Here is a 22,290-nt window from a genome sequence, read left to right as displayed (position 1 = left end):
TCAGCACACTGCCAGTGTGCAAAGTGAACCCGCCCTGTGTCGCGCCCCGCTCATGGAATCCGCCTCCCCCAGTCAGGTCCTGCTCGTCGATGACGATCAGCGTCTGTGCTCGATGGTCTCCGACTACCTGCAGCACAACGGCATGAGCGTGCTGCTGGCGGGTTCGGGCGCCCAGGCGCTCACCGAGCTCGATCGGAGCGCCCCGCAGCTGCTGATTCTGGATTTGATGCTGCCCGATACCGACGGCCTCGCCCTGTGCCGCAGCATCCGTGCCCGCAATGACGACCGCGCCTCCGTCCCGATCCTGATGCTCACGGCCAAGGGCGATGCGATGGACCGTGTCATTGGTCTGGAGATGGGTGCAGACGATTACCTGCCCAAGCCTTTCGAGCCGCGCGAGCTCCTGGCTCGCGCCCGCGCACTCATGCGCCGCCCGGCGCTGGCGGTTCGCGCCACCGATGATGGGATGCTGTCCTTCGGGCGCCTGGTGATCGACCTGCACGCCCGCGAGGTGCGCGTATCGGGACAGCGGCGCATGCTGACCTCGCATCAGTTCGATCTGCTGGTCCTGCTAGCGCAGCGGCCGGGCCGGGTGTTGAGCCGTGACCAGATCATGCAGCTCATGCGTGGCAGTTCGCTGGAAGCCTTCGACCGCAGCATTGACGTGCACATCGCACGCATCCGATCCATGATCGAGGACGATCCGCGCGACCCGCGGCGCATCCAGACCGTGCGTGGCGCGGGCTATGTCTTCGCCAAGTCCCAGCACTGAAGCCCGCCCCGGGCGACGCCTGTACCTGCGCGTCTGGCTCGCGGTCGCCATCGCGGCGACCCTGGGCGCACTCGGCGGGCTGAGCGTGGCGCTGCTGATTGTCGATCCGCCCGGCGAGATCGCAGCACGCATGACCGCAGCCGCAGTCTCACTGCTTGAGCAGGACCGCGTGACGCCGGCGCGCGCGCAGCGCCTGGCCGACTCATGGGGTACCTTCGTGCGGGTGCTCAATGAGCGTGGAGAGGTCGTGGTGGCGGTCCAGCCACAGGGCCGCAGCGTCAGCAGCACCGCGCCGGTTCGCCACCGCGTGCAGCTGGAAAAGGGCTGGCGTCTGGAGGCGGGTGAGTTCGGTGTGCAGCGGCCGCCATGGAGCGCCTTCACGCTGCCCTTCATCGGCCTGGCGCTTGCGGTGGGCCTTGCAACCTTCCCGCTGGTCAGCCGGATGACCCGCCGGCTGGAGGCATTCCGCCAGAGTGTCACCCGCCTGGGCGACGGCGAATGGTCCGCGCGTGTACGGGTCGAGGGCAATGACGAGGTGACGGACCTGGCGCGCAGCTTCAATCGCTCGGCCGAACGGATCGAGGAGCTCGTGCGCGCCAACCGCAGCCTGCTGGCCAACGCCTCGCATGAGCTGCGAAGCCCCTTGGCGCGAATCCGCATGGCCGAGGAACTGCTCAGCGATGTCCATGGTGTTCCAGCCGGTCTCGCGCCCATGCAGGAGATGCGTACCAGCATCCGCGAGTTGGATGAGCTCATCGATGAAATTCTGCTGGCCAGCCGTCTGGAGGCGCGCGGTGCGACCGAGCCTGCCCAGGTCGTGGACCTTGCGCAGATCTGCATGCAGGAGGCTGAACGTGTGGGCCTGCAGATCCGCCTTGCGCCCCTCACGCTGCTCGGCGTGCCGCAACTGTTGCGGCGTCTGGTGCGCAATCTCCTGGAGAACGCCCGCAAGTACGGGCAAGGCCAGCCGATTGACCTGACGCTGCGCCATTCCGGTGCAGTCATCGAGCTGACTGTGAGCGATCAGGGTGGTGGGGTCCCCGAGGCCGACCGCGAGCGCATCTTCGAGGCCTTCTATCGGCGCAAGGGCGGCAGCGAGTCGCAGGGCGGCGTGGGGCTGGGTCTGAGCCTCGTGCGCCAGATCGCGCTACAGCACGGGGGAACCGCGCATTGCGAAAGCAATGCACCCCAGGGTGCGCGCTTTGTCTGCCGTTTTCCGGCAAGCAACGCTTCTTCAAATTGAGCCACTTGCGCGCAATACCGTCTGTGTAGTCTGCCTCGTCGGCAATGGGCCGGAGAGATTGCAGAGGACAGACAGAACATGATGTTTCATGAACGCGGATACACCCGCCGCAGTGCACTGCGCGCAGCGGGTGTCCTCGGCCTGGTGGGCGCCACGGGCGGCCTGCTCACCGCCTGTGGCAACGACGGCGAAGGCGATGTGAAGATCCGCCTTCTCAATCTGGTGACCGATGTTGACACGCTCACGCTGCGAGTCGACAGCAAGACCAAGGTGAGCGGCGTGGCCTTCGAGGCTGTGTCGGGCTACGCCGAGTCCAACGGCGGCAACCTGTCCACGGAAGTGATTGCCGAGCCGGGCAGCGGCAGTCTGAACAGCGCAACCGCAGGCTATGCCAAGGACAACAGCTACACCGTGATTGCCTGTGGAACCGGCACCGATCTCAGCGCGCAGGTGAGTAATGACGGCGAGGGCCGACCGGATGACGGCCGCATCAAGGTACGGGTCCTGAACAATGTCGTGCGCGGCCTGAGCTACGACGTGTACTTCACGAGTTCCGGCGCCAGCATTGATTCGGCCACACCGACCCTGCGCGGCGTGGGTGCCGCGAGCGTGACCGGCTTTGCCGAACTCGCCTCCGGCACCTGGCGCATCCGCATCTACCCAAGCGGCGACAAGCGCGAGCTGCTGTTCGATGCCGACGGTGTCCAGATCGATTCGCGCCAGGTCGTCAGTCTCGTGCTCTACACGCTCAAGAGCAATCGCCTCGTCAACGCCTATCTGCTGCACGGCAAGGACAGTGCCGGCGCGTCCCGCGTGATCCGCAACACGCGCTCGCGCATCCGCTTCATCAACGGGACCGATGTTGTCGGCAGCGCCGGCCAGGTGCGTTTTTCAGTGGGTGGGCAGTCATCCAGCACCCTGGACGCCAACTTCAGTGCCTATCAGGGCGTGACGTCCGGCACCGTCACGCTGACCGCCGTACGCACCACGGATGGCATGAGCCTGGCCGGAAGCAGCCGCACGCTTGACCCGGGGCGCGACTACGTGGCCGTCGTGTATGGCACCGCGGGCAACTACCAGATGGTGGTCACCCTGGAGTCGAACCTGCCGGCGCGCTCGGGCAAGGCCTTGCTCAGCGTGGTCAACGCCACTTCCGATGGCGTGAGCATCGATGCATCCGTGGACTTCAGCCTGGACTTCCAGAATCTCACGGCCGGCAAGCCGGGCGCCGCTGTGAGCTACAGCCTGGGCCGACCTACCTTCTCGGTGCGCTTCTATGACGCGCAAGGTGCGTCCCAGGACTTCGATGGGGGTAGCAGCTTTGCAGACCCGGATACCGGCGGCTTCAAGGACGGCCGCAGCTACCTGCTGGTTGTGCTGGGTCAGCCGGCCGCGCGGCGCGTGGTCTTGCGGGAGTTCACTTGAGCGCTGCCGCAGGCTGGTGAAGTGGCAGCGCTGCAGCCGGTGCAGATGTTCAGAACAGCTCGAGGTCTGAGGCGTCTTCCTTGGAGGACAGCGCCCCGCTGCTGATGAGCAGTTCGTAGCTGCGGGCCTGGTTGCGGCCGTTTTGCTTGGCGTAGTAAAGCGCCTGGTCCGCGCGCTCGATGGCGTGGTTCGGGCTGTCGAAGGGCTGGATCTGCGTGTAGCCCATGCTGATGGTCACGCGGCCGATCTGCGGGAAGGTGAAGGCCTCCACCTTGGCGCGGAAGCGGTCGAACACCATGGCCGCATCGGCCGGGTTGACCCAGTCCAGCACCACCACGAACTCCTCGCCGCCGAAGCGGTAGAGCTGATCGGTGGCGCGGAAGCTGCCGCGCATGAGGCGTGCGAGCAGCAGCAGCACTTCATCGCCATACAGATGGCCGAAGCGATCATTGATACTCTTGAAGTGGTCGATGTCGATCACTGCAGCAAAGCGCGCAAACTCACCGTACTCGGCGCGCCGTTCCGGCTGGCCCGTGGGCGGCAGCTGTGGCGGCTGCTGCGGCGCGGATGCGCTCGGTGCGGCCTGCAGCAGCTTCTGGAACGAGGCATCGAAGGTCTTGCGGTTCATCAGCCCGGTGAGCGTGTCGTGCTCGCTGTAGTCCAGGACGGCCAGGAGGTTGCGAATGATCTTGAGCACACCCTTCACCAGCCGCTGCTGCTCGGGCAGCAGGGCGTGGCGCGTCTCCACGGCGAGGACGCCAGTCACGTCGCTATCGTTCTGGATCGGGAAGAGGGTGCACACTGGGCTTCCGGCCGGTGGCGTGATGCGCACCTGGGTGACGTTCTTCACGCAGCGGCGGAAGTAGGGCATGGTCGCCAGGCGCGGCAGGCTGTCGGGGTCGCGCGCCACGTCTGATTCAATGTGTGCCTGACCGTCCACCAGCCGCGCACGCAGCACCACACGGCGGCCATCACCTTCGCCGACGATCTTGTAGATCGCTACGCTTTCCGGGCGCAGCCAGTCCACCAGCACTTCGGCGATCGTGACATTCAGGGCGTCACGGTCGCGCATGCCGGTGATACGGGCTACGGAGTCAATGAGACGGGGCATGATTCTGCAGGGACGGGTGGGGCAAACACGCGTGGGTGCAATCGGTAATCGATTGTGGAACGCTGCCACCGGTGCAATCGAACGATCAGCGCCATGAAAAACGGCCAGTTCGCTGACTGGCCGTTGATCGTTCGAACTGCGGGGTGTTGCCGGCTCAGTCCTGTCTGAGGCACTCGATCGGCAGAAGACGGCTGGCGCGCCGTGCCGGGTAGAACCCAAAGAACAGGCCGACCGCGGTGGAGAAGAGCACCGCCGTCACCACGTGGCTCACGCCCAGAACCATGTCGAACTTGCCCGTGGCCGTGACTGCCGCCGCACCGCCCGCGGCAATCAGGGTGCCGATTGCACCGCCCACCACGCACATCACCACCGCCTCGGCAAGAAACTGTGTGAGCACATGGCGCGGCTTGGCGCCGATGGCCATTCGAATGCCGATCTCGCGTACCCGCTCACTCACGCTCACCAGCATGATGTTCATGATGCCGATGCCGCCCACGATAAGCGAGATCGCCCCGATCAGCCCGAGGCCGATGGACAGCGCAAAGCCGATGTTGGCGCCCGCCTGGGCAAAGCTGGCCAGGTTGGTGATGACGAAGTTGTCTTCCTTGCCCGGTGTGATGCGGTGCCGGTCACGCAGCACGTCGGCCATGTCCAGCTGCGCCTCCTTGAGCGAGGCGGCGTCCTTGGCCTGCGCCACGAAGTAGTGCACCGTGCGCGGCAGCGGCATGCGGATCGGGTGGCGCGTGATCGGCACCATGATCACGTCACCGATGTCATTCACGTCGAATGCGCTGCCTTCGCCCGCCATCACGCCAACGACGGTGTAGGGCTGGTTGTCCACGCGGATCAGCTTGCCGATCGGGTCGGTCTTGTAGAAGTACTGGCTCGCAATCTTGCTGCCGATCACCGCGACGCGCGCCGCGGAGCGTACGTCGGACTCCGAGATGCCTGCGCCGGAGTCAATCGTCCAGTTGCGCAGCGCAAAAACCTCCGGCACGACGCCGAGCACGGTGGTGTTGCTGTTGTCCGTGCCGTAGTTGATCTGATGGAAGCCCTGCATCATCGGCACGGCGCCCTTCAGAGTCGGCAAGGTGTTGAGCGCCGCGGCATCCTCGATGGTCAGGGCTGGCGCTTCACCGGCACGGCGACGCACGCCACCGTCCTTGGTGGGTGTGCCGGGGCGCACGATGAGCATGTTGCTGCCCAGCGCCGACAGCTCCTTGTCGATGAACTTGCGGACGGAGTCGCCGACGGACAGCATCAGCACCACCGAGGCGATGCCTATGATGATGCCCAGCATGGTGAGTGCGGTGCGCAGCCGGTTGGCGCTCAGGCTGCGGAAGGCTTCAACGAGGATCTGCGCGAAGCTCATTGATCGCCTCCGGTGTGCATCTGGAGAAGCTTTCCGCTTGTCTGGTGCGGCTCTTCAGCCATTTTGGTCTGGAAAGCCGCATGAATGCTGGATCTAGCCATCGAAGTCCAAGCGTGCGAGTACAGAGTTTCAGCCATGGGCGCCCTCCGCGGGTGCGCCGTCAAACACCACCAGACCGTCGCGCAGACGCACCAGGCGCTTGGCGTGGTGTGCCACATCCGGCTCGTGGGTGACGATCACGATCGACAGGCCCTGCTCGCGGTTGAGCTGCTCGAACACCTTGAGCACTTCCTCGGTGGTCTTGGTGTCCAGATTGCCGGTGGGTTCATCGGCCAGCAGCAGCGGCGGGTTGTTGACCAGCGCGCGAGCAATCGCCACGCGCTGCTGCTGCCCGCCGGAGAGCTGGTTGGGCATGCGGCCGCCCAGCGCGCCGAGGCCCACGCGCTCCAGCAGCTCGGTGGCGCGCTTCTTGGCTTCGCCGCGGCTCGCGCCGGCATAGACCAGCGGCAGAGCCACGTTCTCGGCCACGCTCATGCGCTTGAGCAAGTTGAAGCTCTGGAAGACGAAGCCGATGGTCTTGTTGCGCACCTCAGCCTGCTGTGCCGCGTCCAACGCAGTGACGTCCATGCCGTTGAGCGTGTAGGTGCCGCCATCGGCGCGGTCCAGCAGGCCCAGCAGGTTCATCAGCGTGGACTTGCCCGAGCCGGATTGGCCCATGATGGCGACGTACTCGCCGCGGTCGATGCCCACCGTGATGCCGTGCAGCACCGGGGTGACGACGTCCCCGGTCTGGTAGCTCTTGGTGATGCCTTTCAGGTCGATCAGCATCAGTCTTCGCTTCCGGTCGGCGTGTCCTTCAGGCTGCGCGTGATCAGCGCATCACCCGGCTTGATGCTGCCCGTCACCATCTCGGTGAAGCGGGTGTTGGAGATGCCGATGGTCACTTCGTGGGCCTTGGGCTTGTTGTCCTCGCCCACGGTGTAGACGCGGAACACCCGCTGGCCGGCCTTCAGGGTCGAGAGGGCGCCGTCGTCATTGGGATCAGCGGCCGGTGCAGCCTTGGTGGCCGGGGCCTTCTTCTCGTCCTTGCCGTCGGCGGCCTTGGCATCGGACTTGTCGTCCTTCTTCTCGTCCTTCTTGTCGCCGCTCTTGCCATCCTTCTTGGCCACGGTGTCCTCGGGCGGACGGAAGCGCAGCGCGGCGGTCGGGATGCGCACGGTGTCCTTCTTGTTGGCCACCACGATGCGGGTCTGCGCCGTCATGCCGGGCTTGAGCAGCTCCTCGGGGTTGTCCACATCGATCACGATCACATAGGTCACCACGCCGGCCTGGCTGGTCGGGTTCAGGCGGAACTGAGACACCTTGCCCTCGAACTCGCGCTCCGGATAAGCATCCACGAAGAAGCGCACGGGCTGGCCTTCACGCACCAGGCCCACATCGGCCTCGGACACATTGCTGAAGATCTGCATCTTCTTCAGGTCGTTGGCCACGGTGAAGAGATCGGGCGTCTGAAAGCTGGCGGCCACGGTCTGGCCCACATCGATGTTGCGGCGGGTGACGATGCCGTCGATCGGCGAGCGGATCACGCTGTCCGACAGATCGGTCTGCGCCTGATCGAGCTGGGCCTTGGCTACCTCGAGCTGGGCCAGCGCCGCGTCGAGCTGCTGCTTGCTCTGGTCCACGATGGAGCCGGAGATGAAGCCCTGCGCCTGCAGCTTGATGTTGCGCTCGTGCGTGCTGCGCGCCACGGCCAGCCCGGCGTTGGCGGAGTTCACCTGCGCCGTGGCTTGACGGATGCGCGCCTCGGTCAGGGCCGGGTCCAGGCGCAGCATGACCTGGCCCTTCTTCACGCGGTCATTGAAGTCCACGTAGCGCTCCAGCACCGTGCCGGAGACGCGCGTGCCCACATTCACGCTCTTGACCGGCTGCACCGTGCCGCTGGAAAGCACCACCTGCGTGATGGCGCCGCGGTCCACCTGTGCGGTGCGGTACTTCGGCGCAGCGTCGGCCTTGGCCTTACTGCGCTGACCGGCAATGACGAGACCGCCGCCCACGGCGAGGATGACGGCCGCAATCAGGCCGCGCTTGACCCATTTGTTCATGTGATCTTCTTGCTTTGAGGAGATGCGGGTTGATGTTCGGCTGAAGACGATTCGCTGGCCCAGCCGGAAAAGTGCGCGAAGTGTAGGTGGCGCAACTTTGCCGCTCGCGCGCTGTGGGATGAGCGGTCGGTTGGGCGCCGTGAACTGCAGTCGGCTGTGGACGAATCACCGCGGGCGGCTGTCGGGGGCAACGCTTGAAATGGCTATCCGCTTGTCTGGCGCGCCTTTCCAGCCACTTTGGCCTGAAGAGCCGCATGAATGCTGGATCTTGCACTTTTGGATACCGCCCTCCATGCACCCGGAAGCCGATCAGGGTCTGCCGGGGTTCGGCAAAGTGCGCCTTTGCGGCACAATGCGCACCTTGCCGAGTTGGCGCGGGAGAGTGCGACCCCCAAGGGGTCGCCACCGAAGGCGTAATGCCCGAAATCGCTCAGGTTCCCGAACCGCACCGACGTTGAAGCACCCTGGAGAGCGCAGCCCGTTGCCATGCAGCGCGGCGGCCGCCGAAGGAGATCAACCCCGCTGCAGATGCCGCGGGCGAAAAACTCTCAGGCATCAAGGACAGGGGGGACGCGCGCCGGTGGCGATCACCGGTGTCTGAATAGACGCGTCCAATGACTTCTTCCTCCGCTGCGCTGAAGCGCACCCCGCTGTACCAGACCCATGCCGACGCCGGCGCCAAGCTCGTGGATTTCGGCGGCTGGGAGATGCCCCTGAACTACGGCAGCCAGATCGAGGAGCACCACGCCGTGCGCCGCGACGCCGGGATGTTCGACGTCTCGCACATGTGTCCGGTGGACGTGAAGGGCGCCCAGAGCCGCGCGTTCCTGCACCGGCTGATCGCCAACAACGTGGACAAGCTCACCGTGGTGGGCAAGGCCCTGTATTCCGGCATGCTCAATGAAGCCGGCGGCGTGATCGACGACCTGATTGTGTATTGGCGCGGTGGCGACAGCTGGCGCATCGTGGTCAATGCGTCCACGGCCGAGAAGGACCTCGCCCACATGGCCGCCGTGGCCGCGCCCTTCGGCGTCATGCTCACGCCGCGGCGCGATCTGGCGATGATCGCCGTGCAGGGCCCGAACGCCCGCGCCAAGGTGCTGCAGGTTCGCCCCGACTGGAAGGCCGCCTGCGAGCCGCTGATGGTGTTTCAGGCTGCAGAGATCGGCGAGAACTTCATCGCCCGCACCGGCTACACCGGCGAAGACGGCTTCGAGATCATGGTGCCCATGAACGATGCCGCGGCGCTGTGGGCCGATCTGAAGGCCGCCGGCGTGGCGCAGTGCGGCCTGGGCGCGCGCGACACCCTGCGCCTGGAAGCCGGAATGAATCTGTACGGCAACGACATGGACGAGACCGTCAGCCCGCTTGACGCCGGCATGGGCTGGACCGTGGACCGCAAGACCGAGCGTGACTTCATCGGCCGCGCCGCCCTGGACCGCGACGGCCAGAAGAGCGCCTTTGTCGGCCTGAAGCTCCTGGACAAGGGCGTGATCCGCGGTCACATGAAGGTGATGACGCCGCATGGCGATGGCGAGATCACCAGCGGCACCTTCTCGCCGTCCATGAGCGTGTCGATTGCGTTGGCCCGAGTGCCCAAGGCCGTGCAGATCGGCGACACCGTGCAGGTGGACATCCGCGGCAAGGGCGTCAACGCCCTCGTGGTCAAGCCGCCCTTTGTGCGCAACGGCCAGGTGCTCGTCTGAGCAGAACCGTTTTCCGCTTTCGTTTTCTTCAGGCCCGCCGGGCCACTTTCCTTGAACTGAAGCTTCATCCCTGAAGTCGTCGTCATTTACGGAGCCACACCATGAACATTCCCGCCGACCTGAAGTACACCAAGACCCACGAATGGGTGCGCGTCGAAGCCGACGGCTCCATCACCCTGGGCATCACCGACACCGCGCAGGACATGCTCGGTGACCTCGTCTTCGTGGGCGACGCCAAGGTGGGCGACGCGCTCAAGGCCGGCGACCCCGCCTGCGTGGTGGAAAGCGTCAAGGCCGCCAGCGACGTCTACATGCCCGTGGACGGCACCATCACCGCCTTCAACGACGCGCTCGAAGCCGCGCCCGAGAGCCTGAACTCCGACCCCTACGGCGCCTGGCTGCTGAAGATCACACCGGCCGCCGGTGCGGACCTGGGCGCCCTGCTGGACGCCGCCGGCTACGAAGCCGCCGTCAAGGCCGCCTGACCCCGCTGTCTGTTGTGAAAGGCGCGGCGCCAAGCACGCCGCGCTGTCCCTCCTGTTGAACCGAAGTGATGCCTGCCATGAAGCTCTCCGATCTCGAAAACGCCTCCGAATTCCACGCCCGCCACATCGGCCCCGGCCCGGACGACCAGACCGACATGCTCAAGGTCGTGGGTTCGAGCTCGCTTGAAGAGCTGATGGGCAAGATCATTCCCGCCGGCATTCACAAGAAGGATCTGCTGAGCCTGCCCGAGCCGCTGAGCGAGGCTCAGGCCCTGCGCGAGATGAAGCGCATCGCCAGCAAGAACAAGGTGCTCAAGAGCTTCATCGGCCAGGGCTACTACGGCACGCACACCCCGGGCGTCATCCTGCGCAACATCCTTGAGAACCCCGCCTGGTACACGGCCTACACGCCGTACCAGCCGGAAATCTCCCAGGGCCGCCTGGAGGCGCTGCTGAACTTCCAGACCATGATCTGTGAGCTCACCGGCATGGCGATCAGCAACTCCAGCCTGCTGGACGAAGCCACCGCCGCGGCCGAGGCCATGACGCTTGCCAAGCGCAGCGCCAAGAGCAAGAGCGACACCATCATCGTTGCCGGCGACTGCCACCCGCAGACCATCGAACTGGTCAAGACCCGCGCCGAGCCGCTGGGCCTGAAGGTGGTGGTGGGTTTTGCGCCCAAGCTCATGGAAGAGCAGGAGTACTTCGCCGTGCTGGTGCAGTACCCCAGCACCGTGGGCCAGATCCACGACATGAAGCCCTACGCCGATGCAGCGCATGCCAAGGGCGCGCTGTTCATCGCTGCGGCCGATCTGCTCGCACTCACGCTGCTCACGCCGCCGGGCGAGTGGGGCGCCGACATCGTGATCGGTTCCTCGCAGCGCTTCGGTGTGCCCTTCGGCTACGGCGGCCCGCACGCTGCCTTCCTGGCCTGCCAGGACGCCTTCAAGCGCAACATGCCCGGCCGCCTGGTGGGCCTGTCGCAGGATGCGCAAGGCAACCCGGCGCTGCGTCTTGCGCTGCAGACGCGCGAACAACACATCCGCCGCGAGAAGGCCACCAGCAACATCTGCACCGCGCAGGTGCTGCTGGCCGTCATGGCCAGCATGTATGCCGTGTATCACGGCCCCTCGGGTCTGAAGCGCATTGCCCAGCGCACGCACCGCTTTGCCACCATCGCGCGCGATGGTCTGGTCAAGCTGGGCTTCGAGTGCCCGGTGCCGCACTTCTTTGACACCTTCATCGTCAAGACGAAGGATGCAGACGCCATCCACGCCCGCGCCGTGGCCCTGGGCGCCAACTTCCGCAAGGTGGCGGCCGATGTGATCGGCCTGTCCTTTGACGAGACCACCACCCGTGCCGATGTGGAACTGGTGTGGGAAGCCTTCGCAGGCAAACCGGCTGGCCTGTCCATCGACGCCTTGGACGCCGCCGTGCAGGAAGTCGTCCCTGCAGCGCTGCAGCGCACGAGTGCCTTCCTCACGCACCCAGTCTTCGACAGCCATCATTCCGAAACCGAGATGCTGCGCTACATCCGCAGCCTGTCGGACAAGGACCTCGCGTTGGACCGCGCCATGATCCCGCTGGGCTCCTGCACGATGAAGCTCAACGCCACCAGCGAGATGATCCCGGTCACCTGGCCCGAGTTCGCGCAGATCCACCCCTTCGTCCCCGCCGATCAAGCTGCTGGTTATCGCGAGATGACCGACACGCTGGAAAAGTGGCTGGTGGAAGTGACCGGCTACGACGCCGTGAGCCTGCAGCCCAACAGCGGTGCCCAGGGCGAGTACGCCGGCCTGCTGGCCATTCGCGCGTATCACATCGCTCGCGGCGAAGGCCATCGTGACATTTGCCTGATTCCGTCTTCCGCCCACGGCACCAACCCGGCTTCCGCGCAGATGTGCGGCATGGAAGTGGTCGTCACGGCCTGCGATTCGCAAGGCAACGTGGACGTGGCGGATCTCAAGGCCAAGGCCGAGCAATACAGCAGCCGCCTTGCCGCGCTGATGGTGACCTATCCGTCCACCCACGGCGTGTTCGAAGACGCCATCAGCGAGATCTGCGCCATCATTCACCAGCATGGCGGCCAGGTGTACATGGACGGCGCCAACATGAACGCCCTGGTGGGCACCGCGCAGCCGGGCAAGTTCGGCAGCGACGTGTCGCACCTGAACCTGCACAAGACCTTCTGTATCCCGCACGGTGGCGGCGGCCCCGGCGTCGGCCCCATCGGCGTGAAGAGCCACCTCGCGCCCTTCCTGCCGGCCAACCCGCATACCGGCCACAGCACCGTGGGCCCCGTGTCTGCCGCGCCTTACGGCTCGGCCGGCATCCTGCCCATCAGCTTCATGTACATCATGATGATGGGCGCCACCGGCCTGCAGCGCGCCACGCAGAACGCCATCCTCTCGGCCAACTACGTGGCCAAGAAGCTCGCGCCGCACTACCCCATCCTGTACAGCGGTCACGAAGGTCTGGTGGCGCACGAGTGCATCATCGACATCCGCCCCATCAAGGAAAAGTGCGGCATCAGCAATGAAGACATCGCCAAGCGCCTGATCGACTACGGCTTCCATGCGCCGACGATGAGCTTCCCCGTGGCCGGCACGCTGATGATCGAGCCTACCGAAAGTGAGCCCAAGGTCGAGCTCGACCGCTTCATCGACGCCATGATCTCGATCCGCAAGGAAATCGAGTTGGTCGAGACGGGCGCCATCGACGCCGAGGACAACATGCTGCGCAACGCACCGCACACCGCACGCATGGTGACGGCCGAGCAGTGGGCACACGACTACACCCGCGAGCAGGCCGCCTACCCGGTGGCCGGCCTCAAGCTGCGCAAGTACTGGGTGCCCGTGGCCCGCGTGGACAACGTCTATGGCGACCGCAACCTGGTCTGCGCCTGCCCGCCGATGGAGAACTACCTCGCCGAAACTGCGGATGCGCCTGCGGCCGAGTAAGCCGCACCGTTCTCCGGACGCCGCGTGAAGCTCTCCGAGCACAGCGATCGCCCCAGCCTGCGCCAGTGGCTGCATGACATGGCCAACACCCTGCCCGAAGAGGGGCTGCCGGTGTCGGCGCTCATGCAGTCCCTGGGGCGGGAAGGGCTGCTGCTGCTGGCCATCATCCTGTGCCTGCCCTTTCTGCTGCCGGTGAGCATTCCGGGGGTGAGCACCATCTTCGGCGCGCTGATCCTGCTGATCGGCGTAGCCATCACCTTCAACACCGCGCCCTGGCTGCCGGGCCGGATCGCGCGCTACCCGCTGGCGCGAGCCCGCCTGCACGACATTCTTGAACTGGGCGCCAAGTGGGTGGAGCGGCTGGAGCGCATCAGCCGCCCGCGCCTCACGGCGCTCACCCGCGGCCCCATGCAGAACCTGCACGGCGCGCTGCTGGTGCTGGGCGCCGGGCTGCTCATGGTGCCGCTGGGGCTGGTGCCGTTCTCGAACACCCTGCCGGCGCTCGGCATCATCTTCACGGCCGTGGCGCTGATCCAGCGTGACGGTGGCTGCACGCTGATTGGCATTGGCTTCAACCTGCTGACGATCATTTACTTCGGGCTGATCTTTGCCCTGGGCGCCACGGTGGTGCTTGAAGGTTTGCGGCGCGTCGTGCCGGGTCTGGGCTGAGGCACCGGGCTGCGGCAGGTGTCGGAAGAGAATTGAAAATCGAGCTTCTGGAGAGCCGATTTTCAATCAGTGTTTGAAGATGGTTTTCTGGCGAAGATCCGCACCAGACAAGCGGAAAGCCGGGTGTTTCAGGGGGCAGTGGAGCGTGCGCATCTCATGCCGAATCTCGTTGAACCGTCCCTGGGCCGTCTGAGGCCGCCGTTCTTGCGGCCATCATTCGTGCGCCCGTCACCTGTACGCCTGCGCCACGGGCTGCTCGCCCTGGGCCTGGCGGCGCTGCTGGCCACCACCACCGGTTGCGTGGAGCGCATGTTTTTCCACCCGGACCAGCAGGCCTACAGCACGCCGGCGCAGTTCGGCCTCACGGCGCAAGACCTGTACTTCAACGCCCCGGACGGCAGCCGCCTGCACGGCTGGTGGCTGCCCGCCAAACTCGCGCCCGGGCAAGCCGCCAAGGGCACCGTGCTGCACCTGCACGGCAACGCGGCCAATGTGAGCAACCACTTGCCCGCCGTGGCCTGGCTGCCCGCCGAAGGTTGGCACGTACTCACCTTTGATTACCGCGGCTTTGGCCAAAGCCAGGGCCGCCCCACGCTGGACGGTGTGGTGGAAGACGCCCAGGCTGCGCTCAAGGCCCTGCGCCAGCAGCCGGGCGTGGATGCGCAGCGCATCGTGGTCTTTGGCCAGAGCCTGGGCGGCGCCACGGCCCTGCGCCTGCTCGCGCAAGACAGCGCCGGCGTGCGCGGCGCCATCATCGACAGCGCCTTTGCCAGCTACCGCGGCATTGCGCGCGAGGCCGCCGCCAGGAGCGCGCTGCTCGGCGCCGTGGCGCCTGCCGGGGTGCAGCTGCTGCCGGGGCCGGAGAAGGATCCGGTCACGGCTGCGGCCAAGGTGAGCGTGCCGGTGGTGCTGGTGCATGGCACGGCCGACCGGATCGTGGACCCCAAGAACAGCATGCAGCTTGCCGTGGCCCTGAATGCGCGCGTCGCACCAGGCACCCTGCCAGAAGTTCTTGAAATTCGTGACGGCCAGCACATCGACGCCATGCGCCGCCCTGAAATCCGCCGCGTCGTGCTCGAACGGATGAACGCCTGGGTGCGCGCGGCGGATGCACCACCGCCGCCCGTGTTCGTGCCCCAAACGCCCGACCCACCGGACCCAAGCCGCATCGAACGCATGCCACCGGCCGCACCGGGCCCAAAGCCCGCGCTACCCAGCGCCTGATCGCCCCCAGCACTCACTAATACATACATCGCGCGAGCACCCATGGCAGTCAGCGTCTTCGACCTCTTCAAGATCGGCATCGGCCCCTCGTCCTCCCACACCGTGGGCCCCATGCGCGCGGCGCGGCTGTTTGGCGAGCGCCTGCGCCGCGAGGGCCACATGGACGCCGTGGACCGCGTGCAGGTGAAGCTCTATGGCTCGCTGGGCGCCACGGGCAAGGGCCACGGCACCGATGTGGCCGTGCTGCTCGGCCTGGCCGGGCATGACCCGGAAACCGTGCCGATTGATGACGTGCCCACGCTGCTCGGCGCCATGCGTGCCGATCAGGCGCTTGAGCTGGTGGGCAAGAAGCGCGTGCGCTTCGTCGAGCGCGAAGACATGCTCTTCTTTGCGCGCGAGCAGCTGCCCTTTCATGCCAACGGCATGGTGTGCAGCGCGCTCGCGGCCAGCGGCAAGCTGCTGTTCGAAAAGACCTATTACTCCGTGGGCGGCGGCTTTGTGGTCAGTGGTGAGCTGGCCGGGGACCGCGCCCGCGCAGCGCGCATCGTGCCCACCAGCACCGTGCTGCCCATGCCATTCCGCAGTGGCGAGGAACTGCTGGCGCTCTGCGCCCAGCAGGGCATGAGCATCGCCCAGCTCATGCGCGTGAACGAACGGCATTGGCGCAGCGACGCGCAGATTGATGAAGGCCTCGCGCGCATCTGGACCACCATGCAGGCCTGCGTGGCCCGCGGCTGCGCCACCGAAGGCGTGCTGCCCGGCGGCTTCAAGGTCAAGCGGCGCGCCGCGGCGCTGCACCGCAAGCTCTCAAGTACCCCCACCGGGCAGGACCCCCTGGCCGTGATGGACTGGGTGAACCTCTACGCCCTGGCCGTGAACGAGGAAAACGCCGCCGGGGGCCGCGTGGTCACGGCGCCCACCAATGGCGCGGCCGGCATCATCCCGGCCGTACTGCACTACTACAGCCGCCACGTGCCCGGTGCCAGCGAGCAGGGCGTGCAGGACTTCCTGCTCACCGCCGCGGCCATCGGCATTCTCTACAAGGAAAACGCCTCCATCAGCGGCGCAGAAGTGGGCTGCCAGGGCGAGGTGGGCGTGGCCTGCTCCATGGCCGCCGGCGCGCTCTGCGCCGTGCTCGGCGGCACGCCCGCGCAGGTGGAAAACGCCGCAGAGATCGGCATGGAACACCACCTCGGCCTCACCTGCGACCCCGTGGGCGGCCTCGTGCAGATCCCCTGCATCGAGCGCAACGCCATCGCGAGTGTGAAAGCCATCAACGCCGCCCGCATGGCCCTGCACGGCGACGGCAGCCACTACGTCAGCCTCGACAAGGTCATCAAGACCATGCGTGAAACCGGCGCCGACATGTCACTCAAATACAAGGAGACGGCGCGCGGGGGGCTGGCGGTGAATATTGTGGAGTGCTGAGGCGTCGGGCGATTCAAATACTCATGGTGAATTTGATATCACGGGTAGTATCATGCGCGCATGCCACCTGCTGATCGAATCCGTGCCCTGCTGGATGAGTTCCGCAGCAGTCCTTCGTCGGTCAGGTTCCGCGATCTGGCGAAAGTCTGCGAGCACTTTTTCGGCGAACCTCGGATCAGCGGCTCCAGCCATCATGTGTACAAGACCCCTTGGATGGGTGACCCGCGCGTGAACATCCAGCGCGACGGGACCATGGCCAAGGCCTATCAGGTTCGCCAGGTCCTCGCCGCAATCGACCGGCTCGCGTCCGTGAAGGAGAAGCCATGAACATCGACCACTACACCTATCGCGTGAGCTTCAGCGCCGAAGACGGTGAGTTTGTCGGCACATGTGCTGAGTTCCCCTCCTTGTCATGGCTCGACAAGGACGCTGCCAAGGCCTTCTCTGGCATCCGAACTCTTGTGAAGGACGTCGTTGCCGACATGAAAAACGCCGGCGAAGCGCCGCCCGAGCCGCTGGCGACCAAGAAGTTCAGTGGGCGCTTCGTACTGCGCATGCCGACCGAGCTCCATCGTGCTTTGGCAGTGAATGCGGCTGAGCAGGGTGTGAGCCTGAATACCTATGCCTTGCAGCGGCTGACTCGTATGGATAGCAGCGAGATGTCCGTCAACGAAGATCGCGCCACCTATCGAACTCGACCCTCGAAGGCTTCAGCCACTCAAGGGGCCGGCGCACGCAAGCGTGTTGGCCGTACCCCCGCCTGAGCACTCGGCTGCGCTCTGGTGATGTGACGCGGTCGAAAACTCTCCGGTGGCCGCGCAGCTGGTGGACGGCTCCTCACCCCAACTTCATCTTCAACCCCAGATCCGTCCGTGAATCCGCCTGGCTGAGCGCGGTCTCGGTGTCGATCTTGGCGGTCTTCCAGAGCTCGTGCAGGCACTGGTCGAAGGTGAGCATGCCGACCTCGGTGCTCTTGGCCATGGCGGCCTTGATCTCGTCGATGGCGCCTTTTTCGATCAGGTCGGCGATGTAGGCGCTCTGCATCATCACCTCGCAGGCCAGCACCAGCTGGCCCTGCCGGCCGCGCAGCAGGCGCTGCGAGATGCAGGCCTTCAGATTGAGCGAGAGGTCATTGAGCACCTGGCGGTGCGCGGTTTCCGGGAAGAAGTTGAGCACGCGCTTGATGGCCTGGTTGGCGTTGTTGGCGTGCAGGGTGGCCAGACAAAGGTGGCCGGTCTCGGCGTAGGTGATGGCCTGCATCATCGCGTCGCGGTCGCGGATCTCGCCGATGACGATGGTGTCTGGCGCCTGGCGCATGGAGTTGCGCAGCGCGTCCGAGAAGCTGTGCGTGTCGGTGCCCACCTCGCGCTGGTTCACGGTGCTGGCCTGGTGGGTAAAGACGTACTCGATCGGGTCTTCCACGGTGAGGATGTGGCCGCTGCGCTGGGCGGCGCGGTGGTTGATCATGGCCGCCATGGTCGTGCTCTTGCCGGAACCCGTGGCGCCCACCACCAGCACCAGGCCGCGTTCGAGCAGGGCCAGCTTTTCCACCTGGGCAGGCAGGCCCAGCGCGCTGATGCTCGGGATGCTGCTGTTCACGGCGCGCGCCACCAGCGAGACCTCGCCGCGCTGGTAGTGCAGATTCACCCGAAAGCGCTGGCCGCCGGGCAGGGCGTAGGCAAAGTTGAGCTCCTTGTCCTGCTCAAACTGCGCGTGCTGCTGCGGCGTGAGCAGGGCAAAGGCCAGATGCGCGCACTCGCCGGGCGCCAGCGCCTCGGAACTGAGTGCCTGCGTGATGCCGCGCACCTTGGCCCGCGGCGCTGCCCCGGCGGTGAGGTAGAGGTCCGATCCCCCGCGTTGCACCAGATCGTCCAACAGAATGTGCACGTAGTTGCGAGCTTCGGCCCGCCGGCTGTCGCCTTCCATAACCCCCCCTTGAAGCTCAGGGATCGTAATGGCCGAGCAGCGGCTTGAGGCAGCCCCATTTGCGCGAGCGCGACAGCGCGCCACGCCCGGAGCGGCAAAGCGAGATGGGCTCTGGAAGCGGCTCTTCAGGCCAAAGTGGCTGGAAAGCCGCATGGGACAAGCGGGACGGATAGCTACGTACACGAGCCACCCCCGAGCTCGATGCACCCCATCATCCAACCGATGACGAACACCGCTGGAAACGCTGGAACAAGCAGGCACGCAAAGGCCACATAGAGAGGGCGCCAGTACCGGCCCGACGCACGCGCAACGAACACGAACCAGATCGCCGCACAGATTACGAAGAGGCTCAGGACGCCTGCCAGCGAGCCAGCCACGAAACTGAAGTTCCGGCGAAAGGCGGTGGGTTCATAGAACAGTCCACCAGAAGCAATCGCAGCCCAGCACAGCGCCATCGCATACGCGACCGCGCAGAGAACCAGGCATCTCCTGATCAGTTCACCAACCGGGATCGGTTCGGTGCTCCTGGCCAAGACGTATGCAAAGCGCACGAGAACAAGACCCGGGACCATCATCCCGGGCAGCGTGAGGTCAATGGTCATGGTCGCATCCAGCCCCAAGTGAAGACATGGGCGCGATTGGATGCGCCAAGCGGCGCGAAAGCTCGAACTTGTGACTGCCGGCGCAGCGCGCTCAACCTGCGGTATCAGGAGGATGGCTCGCATCGGCGGAAAGCAAGACGGGCTCTGGATGCAGCTCTTCAGGCCAAAGTGGCTGGAAAGCCGCATGGGACAAGCGGAAAGCCCACATCAGACCGCAACGGGGTGGGCGCTGGCAGGCGCCCACTCTTGGCTTGGCGGCAAGCGGTGCTTGCCGAAACCCCAAGCCAAGCGGAAAGCCCACATCAGACCGCAACGGGGTGGGCGCTGGCAGGCGCCCACTCTTGGCTTGGCGGCAAGCGGTGCTTGCCGAAACCCCAAGCCAAGCGGAAAGCCCACATCAGACCGCAACGGGGTGGGCGCTGGCAGGCGCCCACTCTTGGCTTGGCGGCGAGCGTTGCTTGCCGAAACCCCACGCCAAGCGGAAAGCCCACATCAGACCGCAACGGGGCGGGCGCTGGCAGGCCCCGCTCTTGGCTTGGCGGCAAGCGGTGCTTGCCGAAACCCCACGCCAAGCGGAAAGCCCACATCAGACCGCAACGGGGCGGGCGCTGCCAAGCCCCCTCAGCGCGCAATCACTACCGAGAAAAACATCAAGTCGATGCCGTTGTAGAGCTTGAGCAGCAGGGTGTTGCGGCCGGCTTTCAGGCGCACGAGCACGCGGCCTTCCACCAGGCCGTAGTGGCTCATTTCGTCATTAAGCACATACCAGGGGCGCTGGTACCAGAGCTTGGTTTCGTTGCCGCTGGTCCAGACGAGCTGGTCGTTGAGCCAGAGCTTGGTGTCGTCGTCGGCGCCGATGTCGAGCCAGACCTCGGTGTCCTGGTCCACGCGCACTTCGGTGTAGGCGTAGTACAGCGCGTCGGGCGCCACGGGTTCGGGCACGAAGGGGTAGGTGGGGCTCTGCTGCGCCTGCCAGCTGACGAGCTGCCCGCCCTTGCCGCGGTACACGGCGTCCAGGTCCACCAGCACCTCGGCGGGGTGAGACTCGCTCATGACGGCGGAGCTGCGCGCATCAAAGGGGCCAAGCACGTACCAGCGGTCCAGATACACGCGGTTGGCATAGGCGGCGCCGGGGCCGAATGTGCGCGCCTCGGCAAAGCGCATGCGAGCGCGGTCCGTCAGCGGAGGCGGGGCGGCCGCGGCGGTGTAGGTGCGCGCGGGTTCACCCACGCCGCCGATGGAGTTGGGTGAGATTTGCGAGCCCGCCGCCTGACCGCCCCCGCCGCCGCCGGGTGTGGCTTCGCCGTTGGCGGCGTTGCCACCGGCGCCCTGGCTGCCGCTCTTGCCGGCACTTTGCGTGCCCGACGCACCGCCGGACTGGCCGTTTGCCTTGCGGTCTGCCTGCGTGTCTGAACTGCCGCCCGCGCTCTTGCCCGAGGCGCTGCGCTGCGCGTCGGCGCTGCTGCGTGCGGGCGGGGAGGTGCTGCGCTGGGCGAGGGTGCTGCCTTCCTGCTGGCGGCGGGCTGAGTCCTGCATGCGCTGCACGGCGTCACGCGCGCGGCGCTCCAGCTGGGCCACGGCGTCGGCCGGCTGGGCGGGCAGGGGCGCGGGGGGACGCTTGGCCGCTTCGGCCTGCAGGCGGACGCGGGCTTCGGGTTCGCTGATCTGCAGCAGGCGGGCCAGTTCGCGGGCGCGCAGCTTGCGCTCCTGCGCCTCGATGCGCTCGGCGAGGGCCTGGGCGCGCGCCACCGGGTCTTGCGGCAAGGGCGGGCTGCCGGCGGTGCTCGCGCCGGTTTCGCGCTCCAGCTTCTCCATGCGCGCGAGCTGGCGGCGCACCTGCTCGCGCTGGGCCTCGCGCAGGGTGCGCTCAATGCGGGCCTGATCCTGCACCTGGCGCTGTGTGCTGACCTGGTAGGGCCCCAGCGCCCAGAGCCCGGCCAGCAGCAGGGCATGCAGCAGCAGCGAGGCAGCCAGGAACGGCCGGTTCAGCAGCAGGCTGAACGGGTTCCAGAACCGCCGGCGCGCCGGCTTCATTGCGTGGTGCGCAGGCTCACCTGCGTGAGGCCTTCAAACTGCGCCAGATCCAGCACACGCACGATGTGCTGGTACGGCGTGCGCCGGTCACCATCCAGCCGGATGGGCCGCGCGGGGTTGCGCGCTGCTTCTTCGCGCAGGCGGTCGTGCAGGGCCTGCAGGCTGAGGGGCGTGTTGTCGATGAACACGCTGCCCTGGGCGTTGAGCGTGATGACCAGCGGCGCGGCCTTGGCGGCCTGTGCAGCCACCAGGGTGGCGGTGGCCTGCGGCAGCTGGATGGCGAGCTCCTTCTCTTTGCGGGCCTGGTCCACCTGCTTGAAGGAGGTAGCCACCATGAAGAACATCAGCAGAAAGAAGATGCAGTCAATCAGGGCAATGAGCCCGATCTCGGGTTCTTCGTCGTGGCCCAGGTCAATGCGCATCTTGGCCCCGCGGCTGAATGAGCACTTCGTCAAACACGCGGTTCACCTGCTTCTCCAGCGCGATGCCGATGAGCTGGAGCCGGTACTTGAAGTAGTGGTGCATGGCCAGCGAGGGCAGCGCCACCGCCAGCCCGGCGGCGGTATTGACCAGCGCCTTGGAGATGCCGCCCGCCAGCAGGCTGGGGTCGCCCAGGCCGCTGGAAAAGGCAATCACGTGAAAGGCTTCGATCATGCCGATCACCGTGCCGAGCAGGCCGACGATGGGTGCGACGGTGGCCACCACCGCCAGCGGGTAGGCGCGCTGCTGCTGCTCGCGCAGGGCGAGCGAGGCCATGTCACCCGCGCGAGCGGAGAGCGAGGCCGGATCGGCCGTGCGGTGCGCCAGCAGATAGCCCAGCACGCTGGCCAGGGTGCTGGGCGTCTGCGAGACGAGGCGCTGCGCCTCGGTGAGCTCGCCGCGCTGCCAGAGCTTGATCACGGCATCCGTGAGGCCCGCAGGCGCCAGCCGCCCCACCCGAAAGCGCACCAGCCGCTCGATGGTGACGGCCAGCGCGAGCACGGACAGCGCGCCAATCACCCAGATGCCCGAGCCGCCGGCGGCCAGCTGGTCAAACACATTCAGCGGCTTGGCCTGCGCGTGCGCCACCAGCGCATGACCCAAGCCAACACCGATCACCGCCGCGCGCGCGGCGCCCCTCATCCATGGTGGATTCATACCCTCTCCCTGATCCTGCACCCTGTTGACTCAGGCGAGTGTATGGAGCGCTCTGGCCAGCCACGCACCGCGCGCGACGAGCTGCGGATCGGCA

Annotated in this window: 20 protein-coding genes and 1 riboswitch; of the genes, 11 read left to right on the top strand and 9 right to left on the bottom strand. The window is 66.3% G+C overall.

Annotation, left to right across the window (positions count from 1 at the left end; all coding sequences use genetic code 11):
• The first annotated feature begins 52 nt into the window (after positions 1-52).
• The 3 genes from ACMDW7_RS13795 to ACMDW7_RS13785 all read left to right on the top strand — a co-directional run bounded on the left by ACMDW7_RS13795 (position 53) and on the right by ACMDW7_RS13785 (position 3,440).
• Positions 53-772 carry a response regulator gene (locus tag ACMDW7_RS13795; RefSeq protein ID WP_377303424.1) on the top strand — a complete coding sequence of 240 codons (720 nt, stop codon included), beginning with the start codon at positions 53-55 and terminating at the stop codon, positions 770-772.
• Positions 747-2,015, top strand: coding sequence for an ATP-binding protein (locus tag ACMDW7_RS13790; protein ID WP_377303425.1), 1,269 nt, complete (start codon positions 747-749; stop codon positions 2,013-2,015). Before ACMDW7_RS13795 ends, ACMDW7_RS13790 begins: the two co-directional genes overlap by 26 nt.
• A gap of 78 nt (positions 2,016-2,093) precedes the next feature.
• Positions 2,094-3,440, top strand: a complete 1,347-nt coding sequence (locus ACMDW7_RS13785; RefSeq protein WP_377303427.1) for a DUF4397 domain-containing protein — start codon at positions 2,094-2,096, stop codon at positions 3,438-3,440.
• Between the two features lie 49 nt (positions 3,441-3,489).
• Here the strand turns inward: ACMDW7_RS13785 and ACMDW7_RS13780 are convergent, their stop codons facing one another.
• From ACMDW7_RS13780 to ACMDW7_RS13765, 4 genes are all read right to left on the bottom strand, one after another.
• Positions 3,490-4,551, bottom strand: coding sequence for a GGDEF domain-containing protein (locus tag ACMDW7_RS13780; RefSeq protein WP_377303429.1), 1,062 nt, complete (start codon positions 4,549-4,551; stop codon positions 3,490-3,492).
• Positions 4,552-4,705: 154 nt separating this feature from the next.
• The gene (locus ACMDW7_RS13775; RefSeq protein WP_377303431.1) at positions 4,706-5,923 is read right to left on the bottom strand and encodes an ABC transporter permease; all 1,218 of its coding nucleotides are present in this window, start codon (positions 5,921-5,923) and stop codon (positions 4,706-4,708) included.
• Between the two features lie 129 nt (positions 5,924-6,052).
• Positions 6,053-6,751: an ABC transporter ATP-binding protein gene (locus ACMDW7_RS13770; protein ID WP_377303433.1), complete on the bottom strand. Its 699-nt coding sequence runs from the start codon at positions 6,749-6,751 to the stop codon at positions 6,053-6,055.
• On the bottom strand, positions 6,751-8,025 hold the full coding sequence (locus ACMDW7_RS13765) for an efflux RND transporter periplasmic adaptor subunit (RefSeq protein WP_377303435.1): 1,275 nt from the start codon (positions 8,023-8,025) through the stop codon (positions 6,751-6,753). The genes ACMDW7_RS13770 and ACMDW7_RS13765 overlap by 1 nt, the downstream gene beginning before the upstream one ends.
• Positions 8,026-8,390: 365 nt before the next feature.
• Positions 8,391-8,481: riboswitch (glycine riboswitch) on the top strand.
• Between the two features lie 158 nt (positions 8,482-8,639).
• On the opposite strand from ACMDW7_RS13765, the gene gcvT reads away from it, so the two are divergent.
• From gcvT to ACMDW7_RS13725, 8 genes are all read left to right on the top strand, one after another.
• Positions 8,640-9,731 (top strand): glycine cleavage system aminomethyltransferase GcvT, encoded by a 1,092-nt coding sequence (gcvT, locus tag ACMDW7_RS13760; protein WP_377303437.1) that lies wholly within the window; start codon positions 8,640-8,642, stop codon positions 9,729-9,731.
• Positions 9,732-9,832: 101 nt separating this feature from the next.
• Positions 9,833-10,216, top strand: coding sequence for a glycine cleavage system protein GcvH (gene gcvH, locus ACMDW7_RS13755; protein ID WP_377303439.1), 384 nt, complete (start codon positions 9,833-9,835; stop codon positions 10,214-10,216).
• A gap of 68 nt (positions 10,217-10,284) precedes the next feature.
• A complete protein-coding gene (gcvP, locus tag ACMDW7_RS13750; RefSeq protein WP_377303441.1) occupies positions 10,285-13,176 on the top strand; it encodes an aminomethyl-transferring glycine dehydrogenase in 2,892 nt (963 codons plus the stop codon).
• A gap of 24 nt (positions 13,177-13,200) precedes the next feature.
• Entirely contained in the window at positions 13,201-13,845 is a 645-nt protein-coding gene (locus tag ACMDW7_RS13745; protein ID WP_377303443.1) for an exopolysaccharide biosynthesis protein, read from the top strand.
• Between the two features lie 219 nt (positions 13,846-14,064).
• Positions 14,065-15,069 carry an alpha/beta hydrolase gene (locus ACMDW7_RS13740; RefSeq protein WP_377303445.1) on the top strand — a complete coding sequence of 335 codons (1,005 nt, stop codon included), beginning with the start codon at positions 14,065-14,067 and terminating at the stop codon, positions 15,067-15,069.
• A 42-nt stretch (positions 15,070-15,111) separates the two neighbouring features.
• Positions 15,112-16,497, top strand: a complete 1,386-nt coding sequence (locus ACMDW7_RS13735; RefSeq protein ID WP_377303447.1) for an L-serine ammonia-lyase — start codon at positions 15,112-15,114, stop codon at positions 16,495-16,497.
• Positions 16,498-16,557: 60 nt separating this feature from the next.
• Positions 16,558-16,824: a toxin HicA gene (locus ACMDW7_RS13730; RefSeq protein ID WP_377303449.1), complete on the top strand. Its 267-nt coding sequence runs from the start codon at positions 16,558-16,560 to the stop codon at positions 16,822-16,824.
• On the top strand, positions 16,821-17,261 hold the full coding sequence (locus ACMDW7_RS13725) for a type II toxin-antitoxin system HicB family antitoxin (RefSeq protein ID WP_377303451.1): 441 nt from the start codon (positions 16,821-16,823) through the stop codon (positions 17,259-17,261). The genes ACMDW7_RS13730 and ACMDW7_RS13725 overlap by 4 nt, the downstream gene beginning before the upstream one ends.
• A gap of 73 nt (positions 17,262-17,334) precedes the next feature.
• On the opposite strand, the gene ACMDW7_RS13720 is transcribed toward ACMDW7_RS13725, so the two are convergent.
• The 5 genes from ACMDW7_RS13720 to ACMDW7_RS13700 all read right to left on the bottom strand — a co-directional run bounded on the left by ACMDW7_RS13720 (position 17,335) and on the right by ACMDW7_RS13700 (position 22,196).
• Complete coding sequence (locus tag ACMDW7_RS13720) at positions 17,335-18,423, bottom strand: PilT/PilU family type 4a pilus ATPase (protein ID WP_377303453.1); 1,089 nt, start codon at positions 18,421-18,423, stop codon at positions 17,335-17,337.
• 173 nt (positions 18,424-18,596) lie between these two features.
• Entirely contained in the window at positions 18,597-19,025 is a 429-nt protein-coding gene (locus tag ACMDW7_RS13715) for a hypothetical protein (RefSeq protein WP_377303455.1), read from the bottom strand.
• 621 nt (positions 19,026-19,646) lie between these two features.
• The gene (locus tag ACMDW7_RS13710; RefSeq protein WP_377303457.1) at positions 19,647-21,059 is read right to left on the bottom strand and encodes a hypothetical protein; all 1,413 of its coding nucleotides are present in this window, start codon (positions 21,057-21,059) and stop codon (positions 19,647-19,649) included.
• Positions 21,056-21,481: an ExbD/TolR family protein gene (locus ACMDW7_RS13705; RefSeq protein WP_377303459.1), complete on the bottom strand. Its 426-nt coding sequence runs from the start codon at positions 21,479-21,481 to the stop codon at positions 21,056-21,058. The genes ACMDW7_RS13710 and ACMDW7_RS13705 overlap by 4 nt, the downstream gene beginning before the upstream one ends.
• Positions 21,471-22,196, bottom strand: a complete 726-nt coding sequence (locus tag ACMDW7_RS13700) for a MotA/TolQ/ExbB proton channel family protein (protein WP_377303461.1) — start codon at positions 22,194-22,196, stop codon at positions 21,471-21,473. The genes ACMDW7_RS13705 and ACMDW7_RS13700 overlap by 11 nt, the downstream gene beginning before the upstream one ends.
• Positions 22,197-22,290: the final 94 nt, after the last annotated feature.

Source organism: Piscinibacterium candidicorallinum, assembly GCF_047549485.1.
Taxonomy (GTDB): Bacteria; Pseudomonadota; Gammaproteobacteria; order Burkholderiales; family Burkholderiaceae_C; genus Piscinibacterium; species Piscinibacterium candidicorallinum.
This window is presented reverse-complemented; position numbering and strand designations above follow the sequence as displayed.